Here is a 19672-nt window from a genome sequence, read left to right on the forward strand (position 1 = left end):
TAACAATCCCGGGCGACCCTGCCTATGCGCTACCTGCCTTTGCTGGCGCAAAGCCAGGCAGTGCCTTGCGCTGCTCGCCCGCCGCGGCGGGAATCGAACTCGGCCTTGCAGGCCTCAAACATGCGATTCCCGACTACCCCGCGTCGTGCTGTGCTGCTCAGCGCTTCAGAAGGGAAACGAGTACTCCGTAGTGACCAGCCTTGGAAATGCCAAGCATTGAAATTCGACGGTCCCCCGTACTTTGCAAAAATCCTGCAATCCCGATGCAGGTTGCAAACCACCCAGGTCCCTTCTGAAGCGCCGAGCAGCACAGCCAAGCCCGGATGAAGGGGAGGGATGTTTGAGGCCCAAAGGGCCGAGTTACCGACCCGCCGGGATTGGCGCGCAGCGCAGGGAACTGCCTGACTTTGCGTGAGCAAAGGCGGGTAGCGCGCAAGTAGGGCCGCATTCTTTTGCTTCCTTTTCTTGGCGGGACAAGAAAAGGGAGGCGGCATGCGGGACGCACTCCCGCCCCAAACACCGCGCCGCAGGCGCTAAGTCAATTGACAGCACGTGGGGTACCCGCAGCGCCTGCCGCGCCCCCGAGCAGCAGGGCCAGTAGCCGCCACCCACCAAAGAAAAGAGCCCACCCTTCACAGGGTGAGCTCTTGTTGCTGGCGACTTTAGCCAGGCAGTACCGGCCAGCAATGGCGGCAGTGTTGCTTACGGATATTGCGGCAATGTTGCAACGAAGTTGTTTTTGTCCGCCGTCGGTCCGGTGCCGTTGATCACGTGGGTGATCTCGCCCACGCCGCCCAGCGATACGCTGGACAGGTGGTGGAACTTCACCGCTGCGTTGTACGGCGCTTCAACCCCGTTGGTGAGCTTGATGGCATTGTTGGTGTTGAAGAAGCTGTACACCCCGGTGCCCCATGCTTCGTGGCTGGTGACGCTGTTGCTCACCTTGTACGAGGCATAGCCATTGTTGCTGCCACTCATCCAGTCGCTCTGCAGCGCCACTTCATACGGTGCTTCGCTCTGGTAGAAGTACACGCGGCCGCCGTTGCCGTTCCACGTGGTCTGGTACTTCTGGTAGTGCTCGACCGCCAGGCCGTAGATGGTCACGTCGTTGCCGTTTACCACCACGCCATAGTCGGACGTGTTCACCGTCCAGCCGATGCCGTCGCCGTGGTCGGCGCGCCATACCCAGAAGTTGTCGCCGATCACGTTGTTGCTGTTGATCTCCAGGTTGATGTTGGCACGACCAACACCTGCACCGCCAACGCGGAAGAAGATGTCATGCAGCGAGGTCGGGTTGGCGGCATGGTTGGCGCTGCTGCCACGCGGGCCGATCTGCACCAGCACTTGCGAGCTGGTCGGGCCGGCATCGATCAACAAGCCGGCGAGCTTCACGCCGTCCACGTCGGCCACGTCGATGGCGTCGTTGCCGCTATCGGCTACCAAGGTGGCAATACCCAGCCCCAGCACCACGGTGTTGGCACGGTTTACGTGCAGTGCCTGGTTCAGGTGATACACGCCCGGGGTCAGCAACAGGTTCTTGCCGGCGTCCAGCGCTGCATTCAGCGTGGTGGCGGTGTCCACGCCTTCCTTGGCCACGTAGAACTGGTCGATCGAGATCGATTCACCCTGCGGGGTCTTGTTGAACCATGTGGTGCCCTGGCTGTTGGTGCTCAGTGTCGGCACAAACACGCTGTAATGGCCCGCGCTGTCGATGGTCAGGAACGGCTTTTCGCGTACTACCGGGGTCTGGTTGACCACGGTATAGGGGGCGGTCGGCCAGTTTTCTGCCGGTGCGCCGTTCACGCCCACAAACACCATGTTCCACACCCCGCCGGTCCACGAACCGTATTGCGCGTTGCGCGACAGCCATTGTTGTTGCGAGCCGGAATTGATGTCGCCATCGACCACGGTATCGGCAATGAAGCCGCCGCTGGACCAGCCGCAGTAGGGCGAGCACAGCGTCATGTTGCCCTTGACGTGCATGCGGCGGAACGGCGCGGCTTGCGAGACCGCATAGCGATCCAGCGCGCCGGCGGCAGTCGGGATCACGGCCAGGTTTTCGGCCGAGCGCCAGAAGTTCTGCGTGGCGTTTTCATCCGGCAGCCAGTTGGCCTCGACGCGCACGGCGCCGATCAGGGTCACGTCGTCCGGCGATTTGCCCAGACCGGCCACCTGGGTATAGAAGCCCAGATTGGCATCGACATTGTACGAGCCCGGCTTGAACAGGAAGGCATAGCGCGCGGTGCCGAACTGGTTGGTTTCCTGCTGGGTGAAGGTGCTGTTCAGCTTGTCCTGGATCACGTTTTGCGGCGTGCTCGGATCGAAGATGAACACGTTGGGGCCAAAATCGGGCGCAGCGCCCGGTGTCGGGGTGGGGGTCGGCACCTTGGTCGGCGTCGGCGTGACGGTCGGCACGGCGGTCGGGACCGGCGTTGCGGTCGGCTTGGGCGTGGCGCTCGGCGCGGTCGTGGGCACCGGGGTCGCAGTCGGCTTGGGGGTCGCTGTCGGGGTGCTGGTCGGCACCGCCGTCGGTGTTGAAGTCGGTTTCACAGTCGGGGTCACCGTCGGTTGCGGGGTGGCCGTCGGCGTGCTGTTGCCGATGGTCAGCTGCTGCCACGCGGTATCGCTGGCGCCGCTGCCCTGGCCGATGGTGAAGAAATAGCGCACCACGTCACCGGCTTTCAGGCCGGTCACAGTATAGGTGTTGTTGCTGCCGTTCACCGTCATGCGCACGTTTTGCTGGTTTACGCCGTTCACGGTGTAGTGCAGGTCGGCCCACGGGGCATTGTTCACATAGAAGGCCACGCTGCTGGCGCTGGCCGTTGCACCATAGCTGCCGCCGGTGGCCGGGGTCGGCGCAACGGTCGGTGCGGCTGTGGGGGCGAGGGTCGGCACCGGTGTGGGGGCGACTGTGGGTTGCGGCGTCGGTGCCTTGGTCGGCACGGGGGTGGGCGCCGGGGCCGCGGTGGGGCTGGCGGTGCCGCACAGGCCCAGGTCTTGCCACACATCCCACTGGCCGGACAGGCTGGGGTTGTCGCCCTGCGTCCACCACTTGGCCTGATAGCTGTGGCCGTTGTAGCTCACGCGGTTGCCGGCGGTGTAGACCGCCGAGGCCGACCACGGCGCCTCGCACGCGGCGGCAAAGGCGCTGGCAGACAGGCTGCTGGCCAGTGCCACCACGGCATAGTTCAACATTGTTACGGGTTTCATTGCGTTTCCGTCCATCTCGTTGGTTTTGACTGGAATTCCGCGCTGCGGATGTGAGCCTGTCTGTTGGCCGGTTGTGCAGGGCTGATCGGGGTGTTGTGTCCCACCCCGCCGTGCCGCCCGGCACCGGCGTGGCAAACGGGTTCCGGGGCCGTATCACGTTGAACACGGACTACGGCGCAGGCGATATGAAAGCGCTTTCAAAATCGCAAGTCAATCTTTAAATGGGCACCTTAGGGTGAATGCCCTATGTCAGAGACATGCGGGAACCGGCTGACAGACGTGGCCGGGCGCGCCGCAGGCAAATGCGCGGCGCGCAGCTGCAACGGGGTACAATGACGCATTCCCGCGAGCGGGTTTCGGCCCGCTTGTCATGTTTGCGTAACATATTTGTCATTTAATTCGTGCTGGAGCCGTTGCAATGAGCCGTACCGTTCAATGTGTCAAACTGGGCCGCGAGGCCGAGGGTCTGGATTTCCCGCCGCTGCCGGGTGCCCTGGGCAAAAAGCTGTTCGATAGCGTCTCCAAGGAGGCATGGGCCGCCTGGATCAAACACCAGACCATGCTGATCAATGAAAACCGGCTGAATCTGGCCGACCCGCGCGCGCGCCAATACCTGCAGCAGCAGCTGGAGAACTACTTCTTCGGCAGCGGTGCCGATCAGGTGGCGGGCTACGTACCGCAATAAACGCCGCGCCTGACGGGCGAGAGCGGCACGCAGCCGGGCGGGCCCGTTGGTGACGCGCCCTAAGGCCAACCATGCAGTGCCGCCAGCATTGTTTGTGCGTATTCTCCAGATCAGTTTCTAGCAAAGAGTTCGTTCATGACTTACAAGCCTGCCGATAACCAGCTGATGCTCAACCGTGAACTCGGTCTGCTCGAGTTCAACCGCCGCGTGCTGGCGCAGGCCGAAGACGTGAACAACCCGCTGCTGGAGCGGCTGAAGTTCCTGTGCATCGTGTCGTCCAACCTGGACGAATTCTTCGAGGTGCGCATGGCGTGGCTCAAGGAGAGCATCCGCCAGTTCCCCACGCGTCTGCTGCCCGAAGGGATGACGCCACAACAGGCGTTCGACCTGATTGCCAAAGAGGCGCACGATCTGGTCGAGCGCCAGTACCGCCTGCTGCGCGACACCATGTTCCCGGCTATGGCCGCTGAGGGCGTGCACTTTCTGCGCCGCAGCGTGTGGAACGAGGCGCAGCGCGCCTGGGTGAAGGATTTCTTCTTCCGCGAGCTGATGCCGGTACTGACGCCGATCGGGCTGGACCCGTCGCACCCGTTCCCGCGTGTGCTCAACAAGTCGCTCAACTTCATCGTCGAGCTGGAAGGGCGCGATGCCTTCGGCCGCAACTCCGGCATTGCCATCGTGCAGGCGCCGCGCATTTTGCCGCGCTTCGTGAAAATGCCGCAGGAAATCAGCGGCGTTGATCACGGCTTCGTGTTCCTGTCGTCCATCCTGCATGCGCATGTCGATGAGCTGTTTGCCGGCATGAACGCGCTGGGTTGCTACCAGTTCCGCCTGACGCGCGATTCCGACCTCAGCGTGGACGATGAAGACGTCAAGGATCTGCGCGCCGCGCTGGAAGGCGAGCTGAGCCAGCGTCCTTATGGCGATGCGGTGCGGCTGGAGCTGGCCGACAACTGCCCGACCCACTTGCAGGAATTCCTGCGCGAAGAATTCGGCCTGTCCAATATCGACGTTTACCGCGTCAACGGGCCGGTGAACCTGGTGCGCCTGATGGACGTGCCGGGCCAGGTCGACCGCCCCGATCTCAAGTTCGAACCCTTCATGCCCGGCGTACCGCTCGAGCTGCGCAAGCAGTCCGACCTGTTTGCCGCCATCCGCCACGGCGACATCCTGCTGCATCATCCCTACCAGAGCTTTACCCCGGTGGTGGACCTGCTGCAGCAGGCCGCGCGCGACCCCAATGTGGTGGCGATCAAGATGACCGTCTACCGCACCGGCAGCGATTCGGTGCTGATGGACGCACTGCTGGAAGCAGCACGGCGCGGCAAGGAAGTGACCGTGGTGGTCGAGCTGATGGCGCGCTTCGACGAAGAAGCCAACATCAACTGGGCCGCCAAGCTCGAACGTGCCGGCGCGCACGTCGTCTACGGCGTGTACGGCTACAAGACCCACGCCAAGATGCTGCTGCTGGTACGGCGCGAGGAAGGCAAGCTGCGCCGCTATGTGCATGTGGGCACCGGCAACTATCACCCGCGCACCACCAATTTCTACACCGACTTTGGCCTCCTGACCGCCAACGAGGAAATCACCAGCGACGTGAACGACGTGTTCATGCAGCTGACCGGCCTCGGTCTGGCTGGCGATCACCACCAGCTGTGGCAGGCGCCGTTCACCCTGCAGCAGAACATCACCAAGGCCATCGACCGCGAGATTGCCATTGCGCGCACCGGCCGCAAGGCGGTGATCATCGCCAAGATGAATGCGCTGCTGGAACCGACGGTGATCGAAAAGCTGTATGAAGCCAGCCAGGCCGGCGTGACCGTGCACCTGATCGTGCGCGGTGTGTGCGCGCTGCGGCCGGGCATACCTGGCCTGTCGGAAAACATCCGCGTGCGCTCCATCATTGGCCGCTTCCTTGAGCACCACCGCGTGTTCTACTTCCACGCCGATGGCGAGGAAAACATCTATCTGTCGTCGGCCGACTGGATGGGCCGCAACCTGTTCCGCCGCATCGAAATCGCCTTCCCCATCCTCAGCACCAAGCTCAAGCGCCGCGTGATGCGCGAAAGCATCCGCCCCTATCTGGTGGACAACGTGCAGGCATGGGAAATGCAGTCGGACGGCCGCTACCGCCGCAAGAGCGCGCGCGGCGGCAAGCTGCGCTCGGCGCAGGCCAGCCTGCTGGCTGAACTGGCGGCCAAGCAGCGCAGCTGAGCGCCTTCCTGCCCCTTCGTCCTGTTGGACGACCGGCATCAAGACCCCGGCAGGGCCGGGTTCTGGCCGGTCTCTAGGGCGAAGCAGCGGTGCTCCCTTGTTTTGACCATGCCCCGCCCTCGTTGCCGCGAGACAGCGTAGCGTCACTCGGTAGCGGCTGCATGTTGCAGACTCGCCAAAGTGTGAGCCCCAACCGACGAATGCGCTGGCAGGGTGCATGATCCTGTCCTAATATGCCTGCGTCGCCAACGCCCGGTCTTGCCGGGCGTTGCCTTGTTACCGATCACACCTGAACGCATCCATGGATTTGATACTCTGGCGCCATGCCGAAGCAGAGGACGGCTTCGACGACCTTGGCCGTCCGCTCACCGAAAAAGGCCGCAAACAGGCCGCGCGCATGGCACGCTGGCTGGCCGGCCAGCTCAAGGGCAAGGAGGTGCGTGTGGTCTCCAGCGGCGCCGCGCGCTGCGAGCAGACTGCTCGCGCGCTGGGGCAGAATTTCGAGATCGATACGCGCATGAACCCCAATGCGGCCACTGCCGCCTATCTGGAGGTCTCACGCTGGCCGCATGGTGATGGCCGCGTGACCGTGCTGGTGGGCCACCAGCCCGCGCTGGGCCGCGTGGCCAGCCTGCTGATGACCGGCCGCGAAAGCGACTGGGCCACGCGCAAGGGCGCCATCTGGTGGGTGCAACGCCGCGTCCGCGAGCATCAGGTGCACTACGTGCTCAAGGCCTGTATCGCGCCGGAGCAGCTCGACTAAGCGCCGCTATAAAACCCTGCTGGCGGCGTTACGCTCACTGGCCGTACGCCTTGTACTGCCTGCGTTTCGCGTGCCTTGCCAGCACCGCTACGCTGGCTTTTGTGAGCGGCGCCAAGCCTCGACCAGCGGCAGGCTGTCAGCAGTTTGTCGTATTTTTGTTATATTTCGTCGCTACAGTCGGGGCAGTCCACACCCGCAGGCAATCACCATGAAAAGAGTGATCCGTCCCCGTCTGTCCAAGAACCTGGGCAAGAATTTCCAGGCCCGCAATCAGCATCAAACACCGTTTGCGTGGATCAACCGGCTGCTGCCGCGCAGTGAGCAAGCCACCAGCGTCGATGCCAGCAACGCGCCGGTTTACGCCAGCTCGTACTGACTGGCTTGGTTGAGCGGGCCGGCCGGCTTCATCGTCAGCCTGTTGCTCGCCAAAGCAAAACAGCCCTCTGCGAGGGCTGTTTGTGCTGTGCTTGTGGTCAGGCGCTGAGCGCCGTGGCCGCTTCGTCGGGCAGTGACAGTGCCAAGCTGGCGCGATAGTGCCGGTTGGCGTCGGCAAACTTTTCCAGCCCTTCCAGCATGGCGGCCAGTTCAACGTGAGCCACGGCCGTGGCGCGGACCGACAGGCTGGCTTCCAGATAGGTTTGCGCCTTGCCCCACAGCGAGCGGCGGCGGCACAGCCTGCCCAGCGTCAGCAGCAGCGCATGGTCGCGCGGGTGCTGTTGCAGCCAGCGCTCGGCCAGCTGCAGCTGGGCGATCTGGCCTTCGTCGTCCAGCACCAGCTGGCCATACAGCCCGGCCAGTTCGCTCGACCATTCGTGCTGCAGCGCGCCTTCCAGCACTTCGCGCGCGGTCTGGTCCGCACCCTGGTCGCTCAGTGCCTGCGTAATGGCGGCCACCAGCTGTGGCGAGCTGCGCTCGTCGTTCGGCAAGCGGCTCCACCAGGCTTTCAGCTCGCCTGCGGCCATCGGCTTGCCGGCCAGCAGACTCAAATGGGCCTGGGTGCGAATGCGGCGGGCCTGATCGGCATCCAGCGCTTCGCTTTTTTCCAGTTGCTCGGCCAGCTTGGCCACCAGATCGGGGCGGTTTTCGCGCTGGCGCAAACGCAGTTCCAGTTTGAGGCCGGCGGTGAGCTTGGGCGAGATCGCCTTGACCTCGGCCAGTGCCAGATCGGCATCGGCATAGCGGCGCTCGTCCAGATACAGCTCGGCCATGGTCATGGCCAACGCCAGATGCTGCGGGCCCAGCGTTTCGCGCAGCTTGGCAAAGTGCTGGTCGCGGCGGGCGAAGTCACGCATGGCATGCGCGGCGCGGGCCGCAAGCAGCCCGTTGACGGCAAAGGCTTCCTTGTCCCGGCCCGAGGCGGCAAATGCATCGGCGGCCAGGCGCTCGGCGCGCTGGTGGCGGCCCTCGAAGAAGGCGATGCGCGCTTCGCGCTCCAGCTTGACCGAGGCATCACGCGCGCGCGCCTCGCGGTAGCGGCGCACGCGGCCCGGCAGACCGCTCAGCTCGGCCACCAGCCGGATCAGCAGGTAGAGCAGGCTGACGACAACCAGCAACAGCACGATAAAGGTATTGAGCGACAGCTCCACCCGCCACGGCGGCAGGAACAGCAGTGCGTAGCCGGTGTTGAAATTGGCAAACAGCGAGCAAGCGACTGCCAGCGCGAAAATGGCGACCAACCAGAGTGCGACCCTCACGGCTTCACCTTCTCGGCTGCGCCACGGGCTGCGCGTACCGCCTGCAGACTGGCTGCCAGATCCTGCACCGGCAGCGCCACATTGGCCTGCGCCAGCGTGGTGACCAGCTGATGCGCACGTTGCGTCTGTGCCGCGTGGGTATCGAAATAGCGGCCCAGATACTGGGCCACGGCGGCCAGATCGGCGCGATAGGCCGGCGCATTGCGCTGGACCACGGCGCTGCGCGCATCCAGCAGGCGCAGCTTCATGTTCTCGCGCAGCAGCACGCCTTGTTCGGGCGTCAGCAGCACGCTGTCCACGCGATCCATGCGGCGGATCTGCACCAGCTGCTTGAGTTCGCCCCACGCTTCGGTGCTGATCCGCTGCAGCAGATTGGCCTCTTCGGGTGCATTGACGGCCATGTGCGGATCGCGCAGCGCATCGATATGCAGCGGCAACTTGTCCAGCTCGTCGATCAGGCTGTCGAGCTTGGTGGCGATGCCGACGGTATCGATCACCGGCAGCGACTTGAGCGCCTCATAGTCATGCGACACCGCCTTGCGCACATTGATCAGCTCGGGGCGATTCAGCGATTGCAGTTGGGCATCCAGCGCGGCCAGCGTGGTCAGTGCCACGTCGCTGCGGCCGGACAATTGCAGCTGCTGGCTGGCATAGCTCAGCGCCTGCTCGGCCTCGATCAACAGGCGCTGGCTGTCGGTGCGCGTCACCGAGTCATACATGGCCGACAAGGTGGCCTGTTGTGTCTGCGCCTCCAGCTGCTTGGCCGACAGCAAGGCCACCTCGCGCTGCAAGGCCTGCAGCTGGCCCTGCGCAGCCTGCTCGCGCCCCTGCGCGGTTTGCAGCAGTGCTTCCTGCTGGCTGACCACCTGCTTCAATTCCTTGTTGCTGCGGTGCTGTTGCCAGGCCAGGCCGCCGGCAATGGCCAGCGCCAGCACGGACAGGATGAGCGGCAGCGGCGGCGTTCTGCGCGGCGGCGGTGCGGCGGGCGGGGTGAGGGCGGCGGAGAGCGAAGCTTCTTGGGTCATGGAGGGTACGGTTCCGCAAAATGGCTGAGCAGGGTGGCAACGATGCCGGCATCGCCGGCCTGGCACAGCGTGATCCGCTGCACGCCCTGCTGCGCAAGCGCCGCAACGATACGCGGGTGCGGCGCAAAATAGTGCATCGATTGTAGCCGCTCGCGCAGGGCGGCTCCAACCGCTGCGAACAGATGTTGTGCGGCTTCCGAGCTGCTGATGATGATGCCGTCGCAGCCGGCGTCGAGTTCGGTGGCCAGTTGCGACTCGTCCAGCTTGGGCGGCAGGCGGCGGTATGCGGGCACCACGGCCAGATCGGCGCTCAGTGCACGCAGCCCGTCCACCAGCAGCTCGCGGCCTTGCTCGCCGCGAAACAGCACGATGCGGCGGCCGGCAAAGGCCGTCATGGCCGGCTCGGCCAGCAGCCCGGCACTGTCGTAGCGTGCCGCAGGCGTGATGAGGTGCGCGATGCCATATTCACGTGCACGCTGTGCGCTGCCGGGGCCGACCACGGCAGCGGTCAGCTGCGTGGGCCAGCCTTGCGGCAAGTTGCTGCAGACGGCATCCAGCGCGGACGGGCTGACAAAAGCGGCCAGATCGTAGCTGGCCAGCCTGGCCAGCGCCTGCTGCAGTGGCGCCGGGTCGGTCGGCGGAACGATTTCCAGCAGCGGCAGGGCCAGCGGCAGTGCGCCTTGCGCTTGCAACAGCGCCAGCAGCGCAGCGGCTTGCCCCGCAGGCCGGGTTACCCAGATGCGCTTGCCTGCCAGTGCGGTCATGCCTGTCAGCCTGCCAGCGCCTTGAGGATGTGGCCGGCGCCTTCGGTCATCAACAGGTCGGCCACACGGCGGCCCAGCCCGTCGGCTGCGGCGTGCGTGCCATTGGCCTCGGCCACCACCACTTGCATGCCATCCGGGCTGGCCACCAGCCCGCGCAGGCGCAGAAAGCCGTCGTCATCTTCGGCAAATGCGCCGAGCGGAATCTGGCATGAACCGCCCAGCTGGCGCGACAGCACGCGCTCTGCGGTCACGCAAGCGGCCGTGGCCGGGTGGTTGAATGGCGCCAGCAATGCGGCCAGATCGGCGCGGTCGGCGCGGATTTCCAGCCCCAGTGCGCCCTGGCCCGGCGCGGGCAGGCTTTCCTCGGTGCTGAGCAAGGCGGCAATGCGCTCGCCAAAGCCCAGCCGCTTGAGGCCGGCTGCGGCGAGGATGATGGCGTCGAATTCGCCGGCGTCGAGCTTGGCCAGCCGGGTGCCGACGTTGCCACGCAGGGGCTTGATCACCAGATGCGGATAGCGGGCGCGCAGCTGGGCCTCGCGCCGCAGGCTGGCAGTGCCTACCACGGCGCCTTCGGGCAGCTCGGCCACGCTGGCATAGCGGCTGGAGACAAAGGCGTCGCGCGGGTCTTCGCGCTCGCCGATGGCGGCAATGGCAAAGCCCTCGGGCAAGACCATGGGCACGTCCTTCATCGAGTGCACGGCCAGATCGGCGCGACCGTCGGCCAGCGCTTCTTCCAGCTCCTTCACGAACAGGCCTTTGCCACCGATCTTGTTCAGCGTCTTGTCGAGGATCTGGTCGCCCTTGGTGGTCATGCCCAGTAGTTCGACCGTGATGTGCGGATACATGCTCTGCAGCCGCGCCTGGATATGGCGGGCCTGCCACAAGGCCAGCGGGCTTTCACGTGTGGCGATCACAAGGCGGGTCAGGGGCGGGGTGGAGGTGGACATCGGCTGGATCCGCGCGGCAAAAACATGATTTTACCCGAAGAGCCCGCGGTAAATCCCCGGACCAGCATGTTCATGGCCGCCGGTATCAGGAACCCGGCCGGGTTCCCGCTGCCGTGCGGGGTGTGGCAGCCAGTCCGGGCCGGTCAGTGTTTCTTGCCACGGTGTGGCTTGTCGCGCGGCGGGTCGAAGTCGATCTCGTCCAGCAACACCGGCTGGGAGGGCGAGCCGGGTTTGTCGATAGCGCCACCGCCGCCCAGATCAGGCAATTCCAGATCGATATGGGGTGGTGCGCTGAATGCCGCCTCGTCCAGCCGGGGTTCCACCGGCCCTGCCGAGTCGCTGAGGAAATCGAGCACCGGCTCGTGCTGCGAAGGCGTGGGGCCGGCGCGCGGAACCGCAGCTGCGGCGGCGGCCAGCGGCGCGATCAGTTCCAGGTCGGCGGAATCGAGCGGACTGGCGGCGGCCGGCGTGGTCTGGGCATACAGCGGGTTTTCGGGGTCAAGCCGCTGGCCGATGTTGCGCACCAGTTCCCAGTCTTCGTCATCGGGGTGCTTGACCTTGAAGTCGCGTGCCAGCTGGGCATAGTCGATTTTCATGCCTTGATGACGGAAGATGCGGAACAGCAGGAACCAGCGTTCCACGTCGTCCGGCGCGTCGGCAATGCCGCGCTGCAATTCCTCGATGGCGGCAGTCACTTCACCCTGCAGCAACAGCATCTGCGCGCGTTCGTCCAGGTCGGGCTGTGCTTCCTTGACCTCGATGCCGGTCGGGCTGAGCTGGCTGTTGATGAAGCCCGATGCCTGTGTCAGCTTGCGCTGCAGGGTTACCCCGAGGTTGACCGGCTTGCCGATCATGGTGTCTGCATACAGGTCGGCGGCCAGGGCAGCGTCATTGCGCCGCTGCCGCCACCACATGAACAGTGCGCCTGCCAGCGCTGCGGCCAGCACGCCCAGTGGCCAGAGCGGCAAGCCACCCTGGCTGGATCGAACAGGTACCGGCGCGGCCGTCGGTACCGGTACGGCGGTGGGGGCTGGCGCGGCTGCGGCAGTGGGCTGCGGTGCCGCCGACATGGCGGGGGCTGCCACCGGCGCGCTGGCGTTGGCCTGGGCAGCAGGCAGTGCTGCCCTGGCTGCGGTCTGATCCTGCGCCGGGCTGGCCGCCTGCTGCTTTTTCAAGGCATCCAGCGTGGTTTGCAGCGTAACGATGTCGGCTTCCAGCTTGCCTTGCAGTGTTTTCAGCGTTGCAACGCGCTGTTCAAGCTCGCGTGCGTATTCCGGGCTGCCCGGGGTGGCCGGCAAGGTCAGCGGGGGCAGGCTGTCGCCCTGGATGCGCAGTACATCGCGTTCCGGCTGGGCCGGGCGTGCGCCGCTGGCACCCTGGTGCACTGGCTTGCTGGCCGGCTTTTGCGTGGCATCGGCCACCGGCACGGCCTTGCTTGCCTTGCGCTTGGGTGGCGTTGCGGCTGTGGTAACGGGCGGGCGTTCCTCGCTGGGGGCGCGGCGTTCGGCTATGGGGGTGACGATGGCGGGTTCGACTTCCGGCGGCGGGTCGAGCAGTACGACGAAATCGCGGTCATAGATGACCCGGCCACAATTGATATGCAGGCTGAAGGCCCCGGTGGGCTCGCTGATGTTCTCGCTGCCTTCCAGCACGATGTTGTTGCCACGTATGCGTGGCTCTACCGGCCCGATCGACGGCAGATCGCCGTTGCTGTTGCTGATCGTGATGCAATCGTCCGACAGGGTTTCGGTGTCGCTGAGGCGGAACGGAATGGTGGCCCGCAAGTGCTGGCCGACATAGGAGCGCAATTGCAGCTCGCCCAGCCCAAGCGCATGCGCGTTGGCCACCAGCAAGGGCCCAAGCAGGAGTGCAACGACAGGTCGAAGCACAAAGCACGTTTTTCCGGACATCGCCACCCCCTGTGCAGCCGGGCGCGCATGCCCGTTTTGCAGCCAGTGTCAGGTTTCGAGTCTAGACAAGTTTGCAGTGAATGCCAGCGGGATCATGCCGGCCGCCAGCCATCGGCCAGGGTTTGAAAAATGTGGCCGGCGTATTATCGGGCGGCCGCCGCCGCATGGGCGGCCCTGGCCCCCAGACCGCCTGCTGCGGTGCTGATTTCCTTGCTCATCAACTCAATGCGCTTCGTCCCAGTTGTTGCCTATGCCGGTCTCGGCGACGAGCGGCACGGCCAGTTCGGCCACGGCGGCCATCTTCTGCGGCAGCAGGCGCGCCACTAGCTCGACCTCGGCCTCGGGCACTTCCAGCACCAGTTCGTCATGCACCTGCAGCACCAGCTTGCTTTGTAAGCTGTCGCTTAACAGCCAGCTGTCAACGGCGATCATGGCGCGCTTGATCAGGTCGGCCGCCGTGCCCTGCATGGGCGCGTTGATCGCGGCGCGTTCGGCGCCGGCGCGGCGTGCGGCGTTGGCCGACTTGATTTCCGGCAGCCACAAGCGACGGCCGAACACGGTTTCCACATAGCCCTGTTCGCGCGCCTGCGCGCGGGTGCGCTCCATATACGCAGCCACGCCGGGGAACTGCGCGAAATAGCGGTCGATGAAGGTCTTGGCTGCCGCGCGGTCGATTTCCAGCTGCGCAGCGAGGCCAAAGGCGCTCATGCCATAGATCAGGCCGAAGTTGATGGTCTTGGCGTAGCGGCGCTGCTCGGTGCTGACCTGATCGGGCGCCACGCCGAAGACTTCGGACGCGGTGGCCTTGTGAATGTCCATGCCCTCGGCAAACGCCTTGAGCAAGGCCGCATCGCCCGACAGATGCGCCATGATGCGCAGCTCGATCTGCGAATAGTCGGCCGAGATCAGCTTGCAGCCCGGTGGCGCGATAAAGGCCTCGCGGATCTTGCGGCCTTCGGCAGTGCGGATGGGGATGTTCTGCAGATTGGGGTCGTTCGATGCCAGCCGGCCGGTGGCGGCCACGGCCTGGTTGAAGTTGGTGTGCACGCGTCCGGTGGCCGGGTTCACCATCAGCGGCAGCTTGTCGGTATAGGTGGACTTGAGCTTGGCCAGGCTGCGGTGCTCCAGCAGCACCTTGGGCAACGGGTAGTCCTTGGCCAGCTCGGACAGCACGTCTTCGTCGGTGGATGGCGCGCCCTTGGGCGTTTTCTTGATCACCGGCAGGCCGAGGCGCTCAAAGAAGATTTCGCCGATCTGCTTGGGGCTGCCCAGGTTGAACGGCTGGCCAGCCAGCTCATAGGCCTGCTGTTCCAGCTCCAGCAGCTTGAGGCCGATGCTGTGGCTTTGCGCCTGCAACCGCGCGGCGTCGATCAGCATGCCGTTGCGTTCCATATGGAACAGCACGTCGCGCACCGGCAGCTCCAGCTCGCGATATAGCGTCTGCAGCGACGGTTGCTGTGCCAGCCTTGCGCCCAGCGATTGCGCCAGCCGCAGCGTGATGTCGGCATCCTCGGCGGCATAGGCAGTGGCGGTATCCACGCCGACTTCGTCAAAGCCGATCTGCTTGGCGCCCTTGCCGGCCACGTCTTCATACTTGATGGTGGTCTCGCCCAGCTCGCGCGCCGCCAGGTCATCCATATTGTGGCGCTCGTGGCTGGCCAGCACGTAGCTCATCAGCAGCGAGTCGTCGGCAATGCCGGCCAGCGTGATGCCGTGGTTGGCAAACACGTGCTGGTCATACTTGAGGTTGTGGCCCAGCTTCTTGTGTTCGGCCGATTCCAGCCACGGGCGCAGTTTTTCCAGCGTGGCGTCGAACGGCAGTTGCTGCGGCGCCTCGGTGCCGCGATGCGCCAGCGGCAGATAGGCGGCGCTGCCGGCCTCGGTGCTGAACGACATGCCCACCAGCCGCGCCGCCATGGGGTCGAGGCTGGTGGTTTCGGTATCCAGCGCGGTTACGCTGGCGGCGTTCAATCTGGCCAGCCAGGCATCGAGCTGCGCATCGGTCAGGATGGCTTCGTAGTGGCGTTCCACCGCTGCGACGGGCGTTGCGACCGCTGCTGTGGCCGGCGAGGCTTCTTCTTCGCTGCCAAACAGGTCGCCATTGCCGGCCGGCGACGGTGCGGCCACGGCAATCGCTGCATTGCCCAGTTGCGCTTCGGCCTCGCGTTGCCAGCTGCGGAAGTTGTAACGGCGGAACATGGCCAGCAGCGTGTTCCAGTCCTCGGCCTGCGGTTGCAGGTCGGACAGGCCATTGGGCAGTTCGGCAGTCAGCGGTACGTCGCATTTGATGGTGACCAGCTCGCGCGCGGTCGGCAGCCAGCCCAGGCTGTCGCGCAGGTTCTGGCCCACCACGCCGCCGATCTTGTCGGCACTGGCGATCAGTGCATCCAGGTTGTCGTATTCGGCCAGCCATTTGGCGGCAGTCTTGTCGCCGCACTTGGGCACGCCCGGCACGTTGTCCACCGCATCACCCTTGAGGGTGAGGAAATCGACGATCTGATCCGGCCGTACGCCGAACTTGGCGAATACGCCGGCTTCGTCCAGCACCTCTTCGGTCATGCTGTTTTCGATGCGCACGGTGGCATTCACCAGCTGCGCCATGTCCTTGTCGCCGGTGGACAGGATGACCTCCCAGCCCTTGCTGCCGGCATCGCGCGCCAGCGTGCCGATCACGTCGTCGGCCTCGACGCCGTCCACCATCAGCATGGGGATGCCGAAGGCCGCCACTGCCTCGTGGATGGGGGCGATCTGCACGCGCAGCTCGTCCGGCATCGGCGGGCGGTTGGCCTTGTAGTCGGCGTAGATGTCATCGCGAAAGGTCTTGCCCTTGGCGTCCCAGACGCAGGCGATATGGTCGGCCGGCGTGGTGGTACGCAGCTTTTTCAGCATGTTGATCACGCCATACAGCGCATTGGTCGGCGTGCCATCGGGGGCGGACAGCTCGCGAATGGCATGGAATGCGCGGTACAGGTAAGACGAGCCGTCGATCAGCAGCAGGGTGGGCATGGCGGTTCCGGTAGAGGGGGCTGGCCGCCATTATCCGCCACTTTGCCACACTCGGCATGAGCGCCCGGGGTGCGCTGCTATACTGGGGATGAAACCACGCCAGTGCCGGCGCCCGCCGGCCTTTGCGCTGTTGGCCACTGCGCCTTTGCCGGGGACATAGATGAAAAAACGCCTGCTTCCGCTCGTTTCCACCCTGCTGGCTTTGGGCCTGCTCGCCGGCCCCTTGCGCGCTGCCGACAAGGCCGACGTGCCGCCGCCGCCGCCCATCCCGGCCGGCAGTACGACCGACCCCAACCAGCCCGAGCCGGAAGTCCGCATCATCGAAAAGGGCGATGCCACCATTGCCGAATACCGCCTCAAGGGCCGGCTTTACAAGATCAAGGTCACGCCCAAGATCGGCGCGCCGTATTATTTGATCGACAGCGAAGGCAAGGGCAATTTCATCCGTTCCGACGGCCTGGGCAGCCCCGAGCTGATCGTGCCGCAGTGGGTGTTGTTCGAGTTTTGATCGCAGGTCGCCGCGCGGTCATGGGGCCGCTTGATTCGGATCGACCTGCATCAAGCACCCGGCACGGCCGGGTGCTTGATCTTGGTGGAAAGCGTTGCAGCGGCTCCCGTTGAATTGATTCCACACCCCCCGCCCTCGCCGCCGCGAGGGAGCCTCGCTGGCGCTCGTCAGTGGCCCGTATGGGCCGGAGCGCTTTACCAGCAGGCGGCAAGTCGCACCGCAGCCTTGGCCGAACTGGATGTACAAAATCCCTCTCGTCACGATTTTGCGTCGCTTATGCGTGCATTCCAGTTGTTTGCGCGCGCCAGCCGTGTTTTGATGACAGACTTTCGATCAATACGGGCTCGCCGCCGCCCGGCAGAGCCAGCAGAGTTTTCGCATGTCCGTTTTCACCACCGTCACGCCGGAAGATCTGGCGCCCTTTCTCAAGCGCTATGCCATCGGCACGCTGGTCGAGTTGAAGGGCATTGCCGCCGGCATCACCAATACCAATTACTTCGTCACCACCACGCACGGCCGCTATGTGCTGACGCTGTTCGAGACGCTGCAGGCGGAAGAGCTGCCGTTCTACGTCAACCTGCTGGCGCATCTGGCGCACCACGGCATTGCCAGCGCGGCGCCGATTGCCAATTTCGACGATCAATACATCGATACGCTCAATGGCCGGCCCACCTTGCTGGTCAACTGCCTGCCCGGCCGCGTGGTCGACAGCCCCAACGCGCAGCAATGTGCACAAGTGGGCGAGATGCTGGCGCAAATGCATCTGGCGGCGCAAAGCTACAGCGGCCGCATGGACAACCCGCGCGGGCTGGCCTGGTGGACCGCCACTGCCGAATCGGTCTACGACCAGATGCCCGCTGCCGAAGTGCAGCAACTGCGCGAACAACTGGCGCTGCAGGCGCAAACCGATTACTCGCACCTGCCGGCCGGCATCGTGCATGCCGACCTGTTCCGCGACAACGCGCTGCTGGATGGCGACAAGGTCGGTGGCTTCATCGATTTCTATTACGCCTGCAACGACGTGCTGCTGTACGACGTGGCCATCACCCTGAACGACTGGTGCGTGACCGAAGACGGCGATATCGACGCACAACGCGCGCGCGCCTTCCTCGCCGCGTATCAAAGCGTGCGCCCGCTCACCGTAGAAGAGAAAGCGGCCTGGCCGTTGATGCTGCGCGCTGCGGCGCTGCGCTTCTGGGCTTCGCGCCTGCTTGATTTCCACAAGCCGGCTGCCGGCGAGCTGACCTTTGCCAAAGACCCGGGCCACTTCCAGCGCGTGTTGAGCAAACATCAGGCGCGTACTGATTTCTGGCTGGGCTGAACTGCGTGGCCGGCGTTGATCCGTATCAACGCAGCCCGGGCCCACCTGCAGCATCATCGCCGACGTGAACGACAAAGGAACACACGGTATGAACAGTCTGGATGCATTGCGTGATCTGCTCGGCGCGGACGCCGTCCTCACCGGCGAGGCGATGGCGCCTTATCTGCTGGATCAGCGCAAGCGCTATCGTGGCAGCGCGTTGGCGGTGGTACAGCCGGCCAGCACCGATGAAGTCGCCGCGCTGCTGCGCTGGTGCAGCCAGACCCGCACGCCGGTGGTGCCGCAAGGCGGCAACACCAGCCTGTGCGGCGCGGCCACGCCGGATGGCTCGGCCACCGCAGTCGTGGTGTCGCTGGCACGCATGAACCGCGTGCTGGAGGTCGATGCCGGCAACAACACCATCACCGTCGAGGCCGGCTGCACGCTGGCTGATGCCCGTGCTGCCGCCCACAAGGCTGGCCGCCTGCTGGCCGCGCACTGGGCTGTCGACAGCAAGGTGCGGCTGGGCGGCGCGCTGGGCACCAATGCCGGCGGGCTGAACGTGCTGCACTATGGCAACACGCGCGAGCTGACGCTGGGGCTGGAAGTGGTGCTGCCCGATGGCGAAGTACTGGGGGCGCTGCGCGGCCTGCGCAAGGACAGCAGCGGTTACGACCTCAAGCAGTTGTTCATCGGCTCGGAAGGCACCTTGGGCATCATCACCCGTGCAGTGCTGCGGCTGGACAGCCTGCCCACCGCCATCGCCACCGCACTGGTGCCGATTGCCGATGCCCAGGCCGCCATCGCGTTGCTGCGCGAGCTGCAGCATACCGCCGGCGACCGCGTGACTTCGTTCGAGTTGATTTCGCGCCGTTGCTGGGAACTGATTGCCGAGCACTGCCCCGAGCTGCCGGCGCCGTTTGCCGCCCTGCCGCCGTGGTGCGTGCTGCTGGAATTGTCCGATGCCGGTACCGCCGAGGCTTTGCGCGCCCGGCTGGGCGATGCATTGACCACCTTGGGCCTGCGCGATGGCGCCAGGCTGGCGGCCAACGAGGAAGAACGTGGCGCATACTGGGCGTGGCGCGAGGCGATACCCGAGGCGCAAAAGCGCCGTGGCGTATCGATCAAGCACGATATTGCCGTGCCCATCTCGTCCATCCCGGCCTTTCTGGTCGAGGCCGAGGCTGCGCTCAAGGCGCTGTATGCCGATGCCGATATCGTGGCCTTCGGTCATGTGGGTGATGGCAACCTGCACTACAACCTGTTCCGCGACGACGTGAGCGATGCCGCCTATGACGTCGAGCCACAGGTCAATGCCGCAGTCTATGCGGTCGTGATGCGCTACGACGGCACCATCAGCGCCGAGCACGGCATCGGTCAGCTCAAGCGCGATCTGCTGCCGCAGTTCCGCTCGGCGGCGGAAATGACCTTGATGCGCGCGATCAAGCAAAGCTTGGATCCGCTAGGCATCATGAATCCGGGCAAGGTGCTCTGAGCGCTTGCTATACCCCCTCGGCCGTCATCGGTTGTTGAGGGTGAGCAGCAGGTCTCGCTGATCGATTCCACGCTCGCCAGTGCTACGAATCAGGTCTTTGTAAATCAAGCATTCAGAGACATGGCAGGTTCTACGGGCGGCTGCAGAACTC

Annotated in this window: 14 protein-coding genes; 7 read left to right on the forward strand and 7 right to left on the reverse strand. The window is 65.0% G+C overall.

What is annotated here, in order from left to right; translation table 11 throughout:
• Positions 1-702: 702 nt before the first annotated feature.
• Entirely contained in the window at positions 703-3210 is a 2508-nt protein-coding gene (locus tag B9A19_RS23255; RefSeq protein ID WP_176216809.1) for a pectate lyase-like domain-containing protein, read from the reverse strand.
• A gap of 418 nt (positions 3211-3628) precedes the next feature.
• Between B9A19_RS23255 and B9A19_RS06040 the strand changes: the two genes are divergently transcribed.
• From B9A19_RS06040 to B9A19_RS22495, 4 genes are all read left to right on the forward strand, one after another.
• Positions 3629-3895 (forward strand): oxidative damage protection protein, encoded by a 267-nt coding sequence (locus B9A19_RS06040; RefSeq protein WP_084089868.1) that lies wholly within the window; start codon positions 3629-3631, stop codon positions 3893-3895.
• A 135-nt stretch (positions 3896-4030) separates the two neighbouring features.
• The gene (gene ppk1, locus B9A19_RS06045; RefSeq protein WP_084089869.1) at positions 4031-6109 is read left to right on the forward strand and encodes a polyphosphate kinase 1; all 2079 of its coding nucleotides are present in this window, start codon (positions 4031-4033) and stop codon (positions 6107-6109) included.
• A 301-nt stretch (positions 6110-6410) separates the two neighbouring features.
• Entirely contained in the window at positions 6411-6872 is a 462-nt protein-coding gene (locus tag B9A19_RS06050) for a SixA phosphatase family protein (RefSeq protein ID WP_084089870.1), read from the forward strand.
• Between the two features lie 208 nt (positions 6873-7080).
• Positions 7081-7248, forward strand: a complete 168-nt coding sequence (locus B9A19_RS22495; RefSeq protein WP_176216810.1) for a hypothetical protein — start codon at positions 7081-7083, stop codon at positions 7246-7248.
• 97 nt (positions 7249-7345) lie between these two features.
• Here B9A19_RS22495 and B9A19_RS06055 read toward each other — a convergent pair whose 3' ends face one another.
• The 6 genes from B9A19_RS06055 to polA form a co-directional block, all read right to left on the reverse strand.
• The gene (locus B9A19_RS06055) at positions 7346-8566 is read right to left on the reverse strand and encodes a heme biosynthesis HemY N-terminal domain-containing protein (protein WP_084089871.1); all 1221 of its coding nucleotides are present in this window, start codon (positions 8564-8566) and stop codon (positions 7346-7348) included.
• On the reverse strand, positions 8563-9591 hold the full coding sequence (locus B9A19_RS06060) for a uroporphyrinogen-III C-methyltransferase (RefSeq protein ID WP_084089872.1): 1029 nt from the start codon (positions 9589-9591) through the stop codon (positions 8563-8565). The genes B9A19_RS06055 and B9A19_RS06060 overlap by 4 nt, the downstream gene beginning before the upstream one ends.
• A complete protein-coding gene (locus B9A19_RS06065; RefSeq protein WP_084089873.1) occupies positions 9588-10355 on the reverse strand; it encodes a uroporphyrinogen-III synthase in 768 nt (255 codons plus the stop codon). Before B9A19_RS06065 ends, B9A19_RS06060 begins: the two co-directional genes overlap by 4 nt.
• Positions 10356-10360: 5 nt before the next feature.
• Positions 10361-11302, reverse strand: coding sequence for a hydroxymethylbilane synthase (gene hemC / locus B9A19_RS06070; RefSeq protein ID WP_084089874.1), 942 nt, complete (start codon positions 11300-11302; stop codon positions 10361-10363).
• A gap of 143 nt (positions 11303-11445) precedes the next feature.
• Entirely contained in the window at positions 11446-13149 is a 1704-nt protein-coding gene (locus tag B9A19_RS22500) for a type IV pilus assembly protein FimV (RefSeq protein ID WP_176216811.1), read from the reverse strand.
• A gap of 285 nt (positions 13150-13434) precedes the next feature.
• Positions 13435-16218 carry a DNA polymerase I gene (polA, locus tag B9A19_RS06080; RefSeq protein WP_084089876.1) on the reverse strand — a complete coding sequence of 928 codons (2784 nt, stop codon included), beginning with the start codon at positions 16216-16218 and terminating at the stop codon, positions 13435-13437.
• 160 nt (positions 16219-16378) lie between these two features.
• Here polA and B9A19_RS06085 point away from each other — a divergent pair, with 160 nt between their 5' ends.
• From B9A19_RS06085 to B9A19_RS06095, 3 genes are all read left to right on the forward strand, one after another.
• Positions 16379-16726: a DUF2782 domain-containing protein gene (locus B9A19_RS06085; RefSeq protein ID WP_084089877.1), complete on the forward strand. Its 348-nt coding sequence runs from the start codon at positions 16379-16381 to the stop codon at positions 16724-16726.
• 379 nt (positions 16727-17105) lie between these two features.
• Complete coding sequence (locus B9A19_RS06090; RefSeq protein ID WP_084089878.1) at positions 17106-18047, forward strand: homoserine kinase; 942 nt, start codon at positions 17106-17108, stop codon at positions 18045-18047.
• An 88-nt stretch (positions 18048-18135) separates the two neighbouring features.
• Positions 18136-19521 carry an FAD-binding oxidoreductase gene (locus B9A19_RS06095; protein ID WP_084089879.1) on the forward strand — a complete coding sequence of 462 codons (1386 nt, stop codon included), beginning with the start codon at positions 18136-18138 and terminating at the stop codon, positions 19519-19521.
• Positions 19522-19672 lie beyond the last annotated feature (151 nt).

The sequence above is a fragment of the Andreprevotia lacus DSM 23236 genome (assembly GCF_900176275.1).
GTDB lineage: Bacteria > Pseudomonadota > Gammaproteobacteria > Burkholderiales > Chitinibacteraceae > Andreprevotia > Andreprevotia lacus.

Coding starts and splice junctions, on each gene's coding strand:
- B9A19_RS23255 (WP_176216809.1), bottom strand. CDS start 3,210: ATGAAACCCGTAACAATGTTGAACTATGCCGTGGTGGCACTGGCCAGC.
- B9A19_RS06040 (WP_084089868.1), top strand. CDS start 3,629: ATGAGCCGTACCGTTCAATGTGTCAAACTGGGCCGCGAGGCCGAGGGT.
- ppk1 (WP_084089869.1), top strand. CDS start 4,031: ATGACTTACAAGCCTGCCGATAACCAGCTGATGCTCAACCGTGAACTC.
- B9A19_RS06050 (WP_084089870.1), top strand. CDS start 6,411: ATGGATTTGATACTCTGGCGCCATGCCGAAGCAGAGGACGGCTTCGAC.
- B9A19_RS22495 (WP_176216810.1), top strand. CDS start 7,081: ATGAAAAGAGTGATCCGTCCCCGTCTGTCCAAGAACCTGGGCAAGAAT.
- B9A19_RS06060 (WP_084089872.1), bottom strand. CDS start 9,591: ATGACCCAAGAAGCTTCGCTCTCCGCCGCCCTCACCCCGCCCGCCGCA.
- B9A19_RS06065 (WP_084089873.1), bottom strand. CDS start 10,355: ATGACCGCACTGGCAGGCAAGCGCATCTGGGTAACCCGGCCTGCGGGG.
- hemC (WP_084089874.1), bottom strand. CDS start 11,302: ATGTCCACCTCCACCCCGCCCCTGACCCGCCTTGTGATCGCCACACGT.
- polA (WP_084089876.1), bottom strand. CDS start 16,218: ATGCCCACCCTGCTGCTGATCGACGGCTCGTCTTACCTGTACCGCGCA.
- B9A19_RS06085 (WP_084089877.1), top strand. CDS start 16,379: ATGAAAAAACGCCTGCTTCCGCTCGTTTCCACCCTGCTGGCTTTGGGC.
- B9A19_RS06090 (WP_084089878.1), top strand. CDS start 17,106: ATGTCCGTTTTCACCACCGTCACGCCGGAAGATCTGGCGCCCTTTCTC.
- B9A19_RS06095 (WP_084089879.1), top strand. CDS start 18,136: ATGAACAGTCTGGATGCATTGCGTGATCTGCTCGGCGCGGACGCCGTC.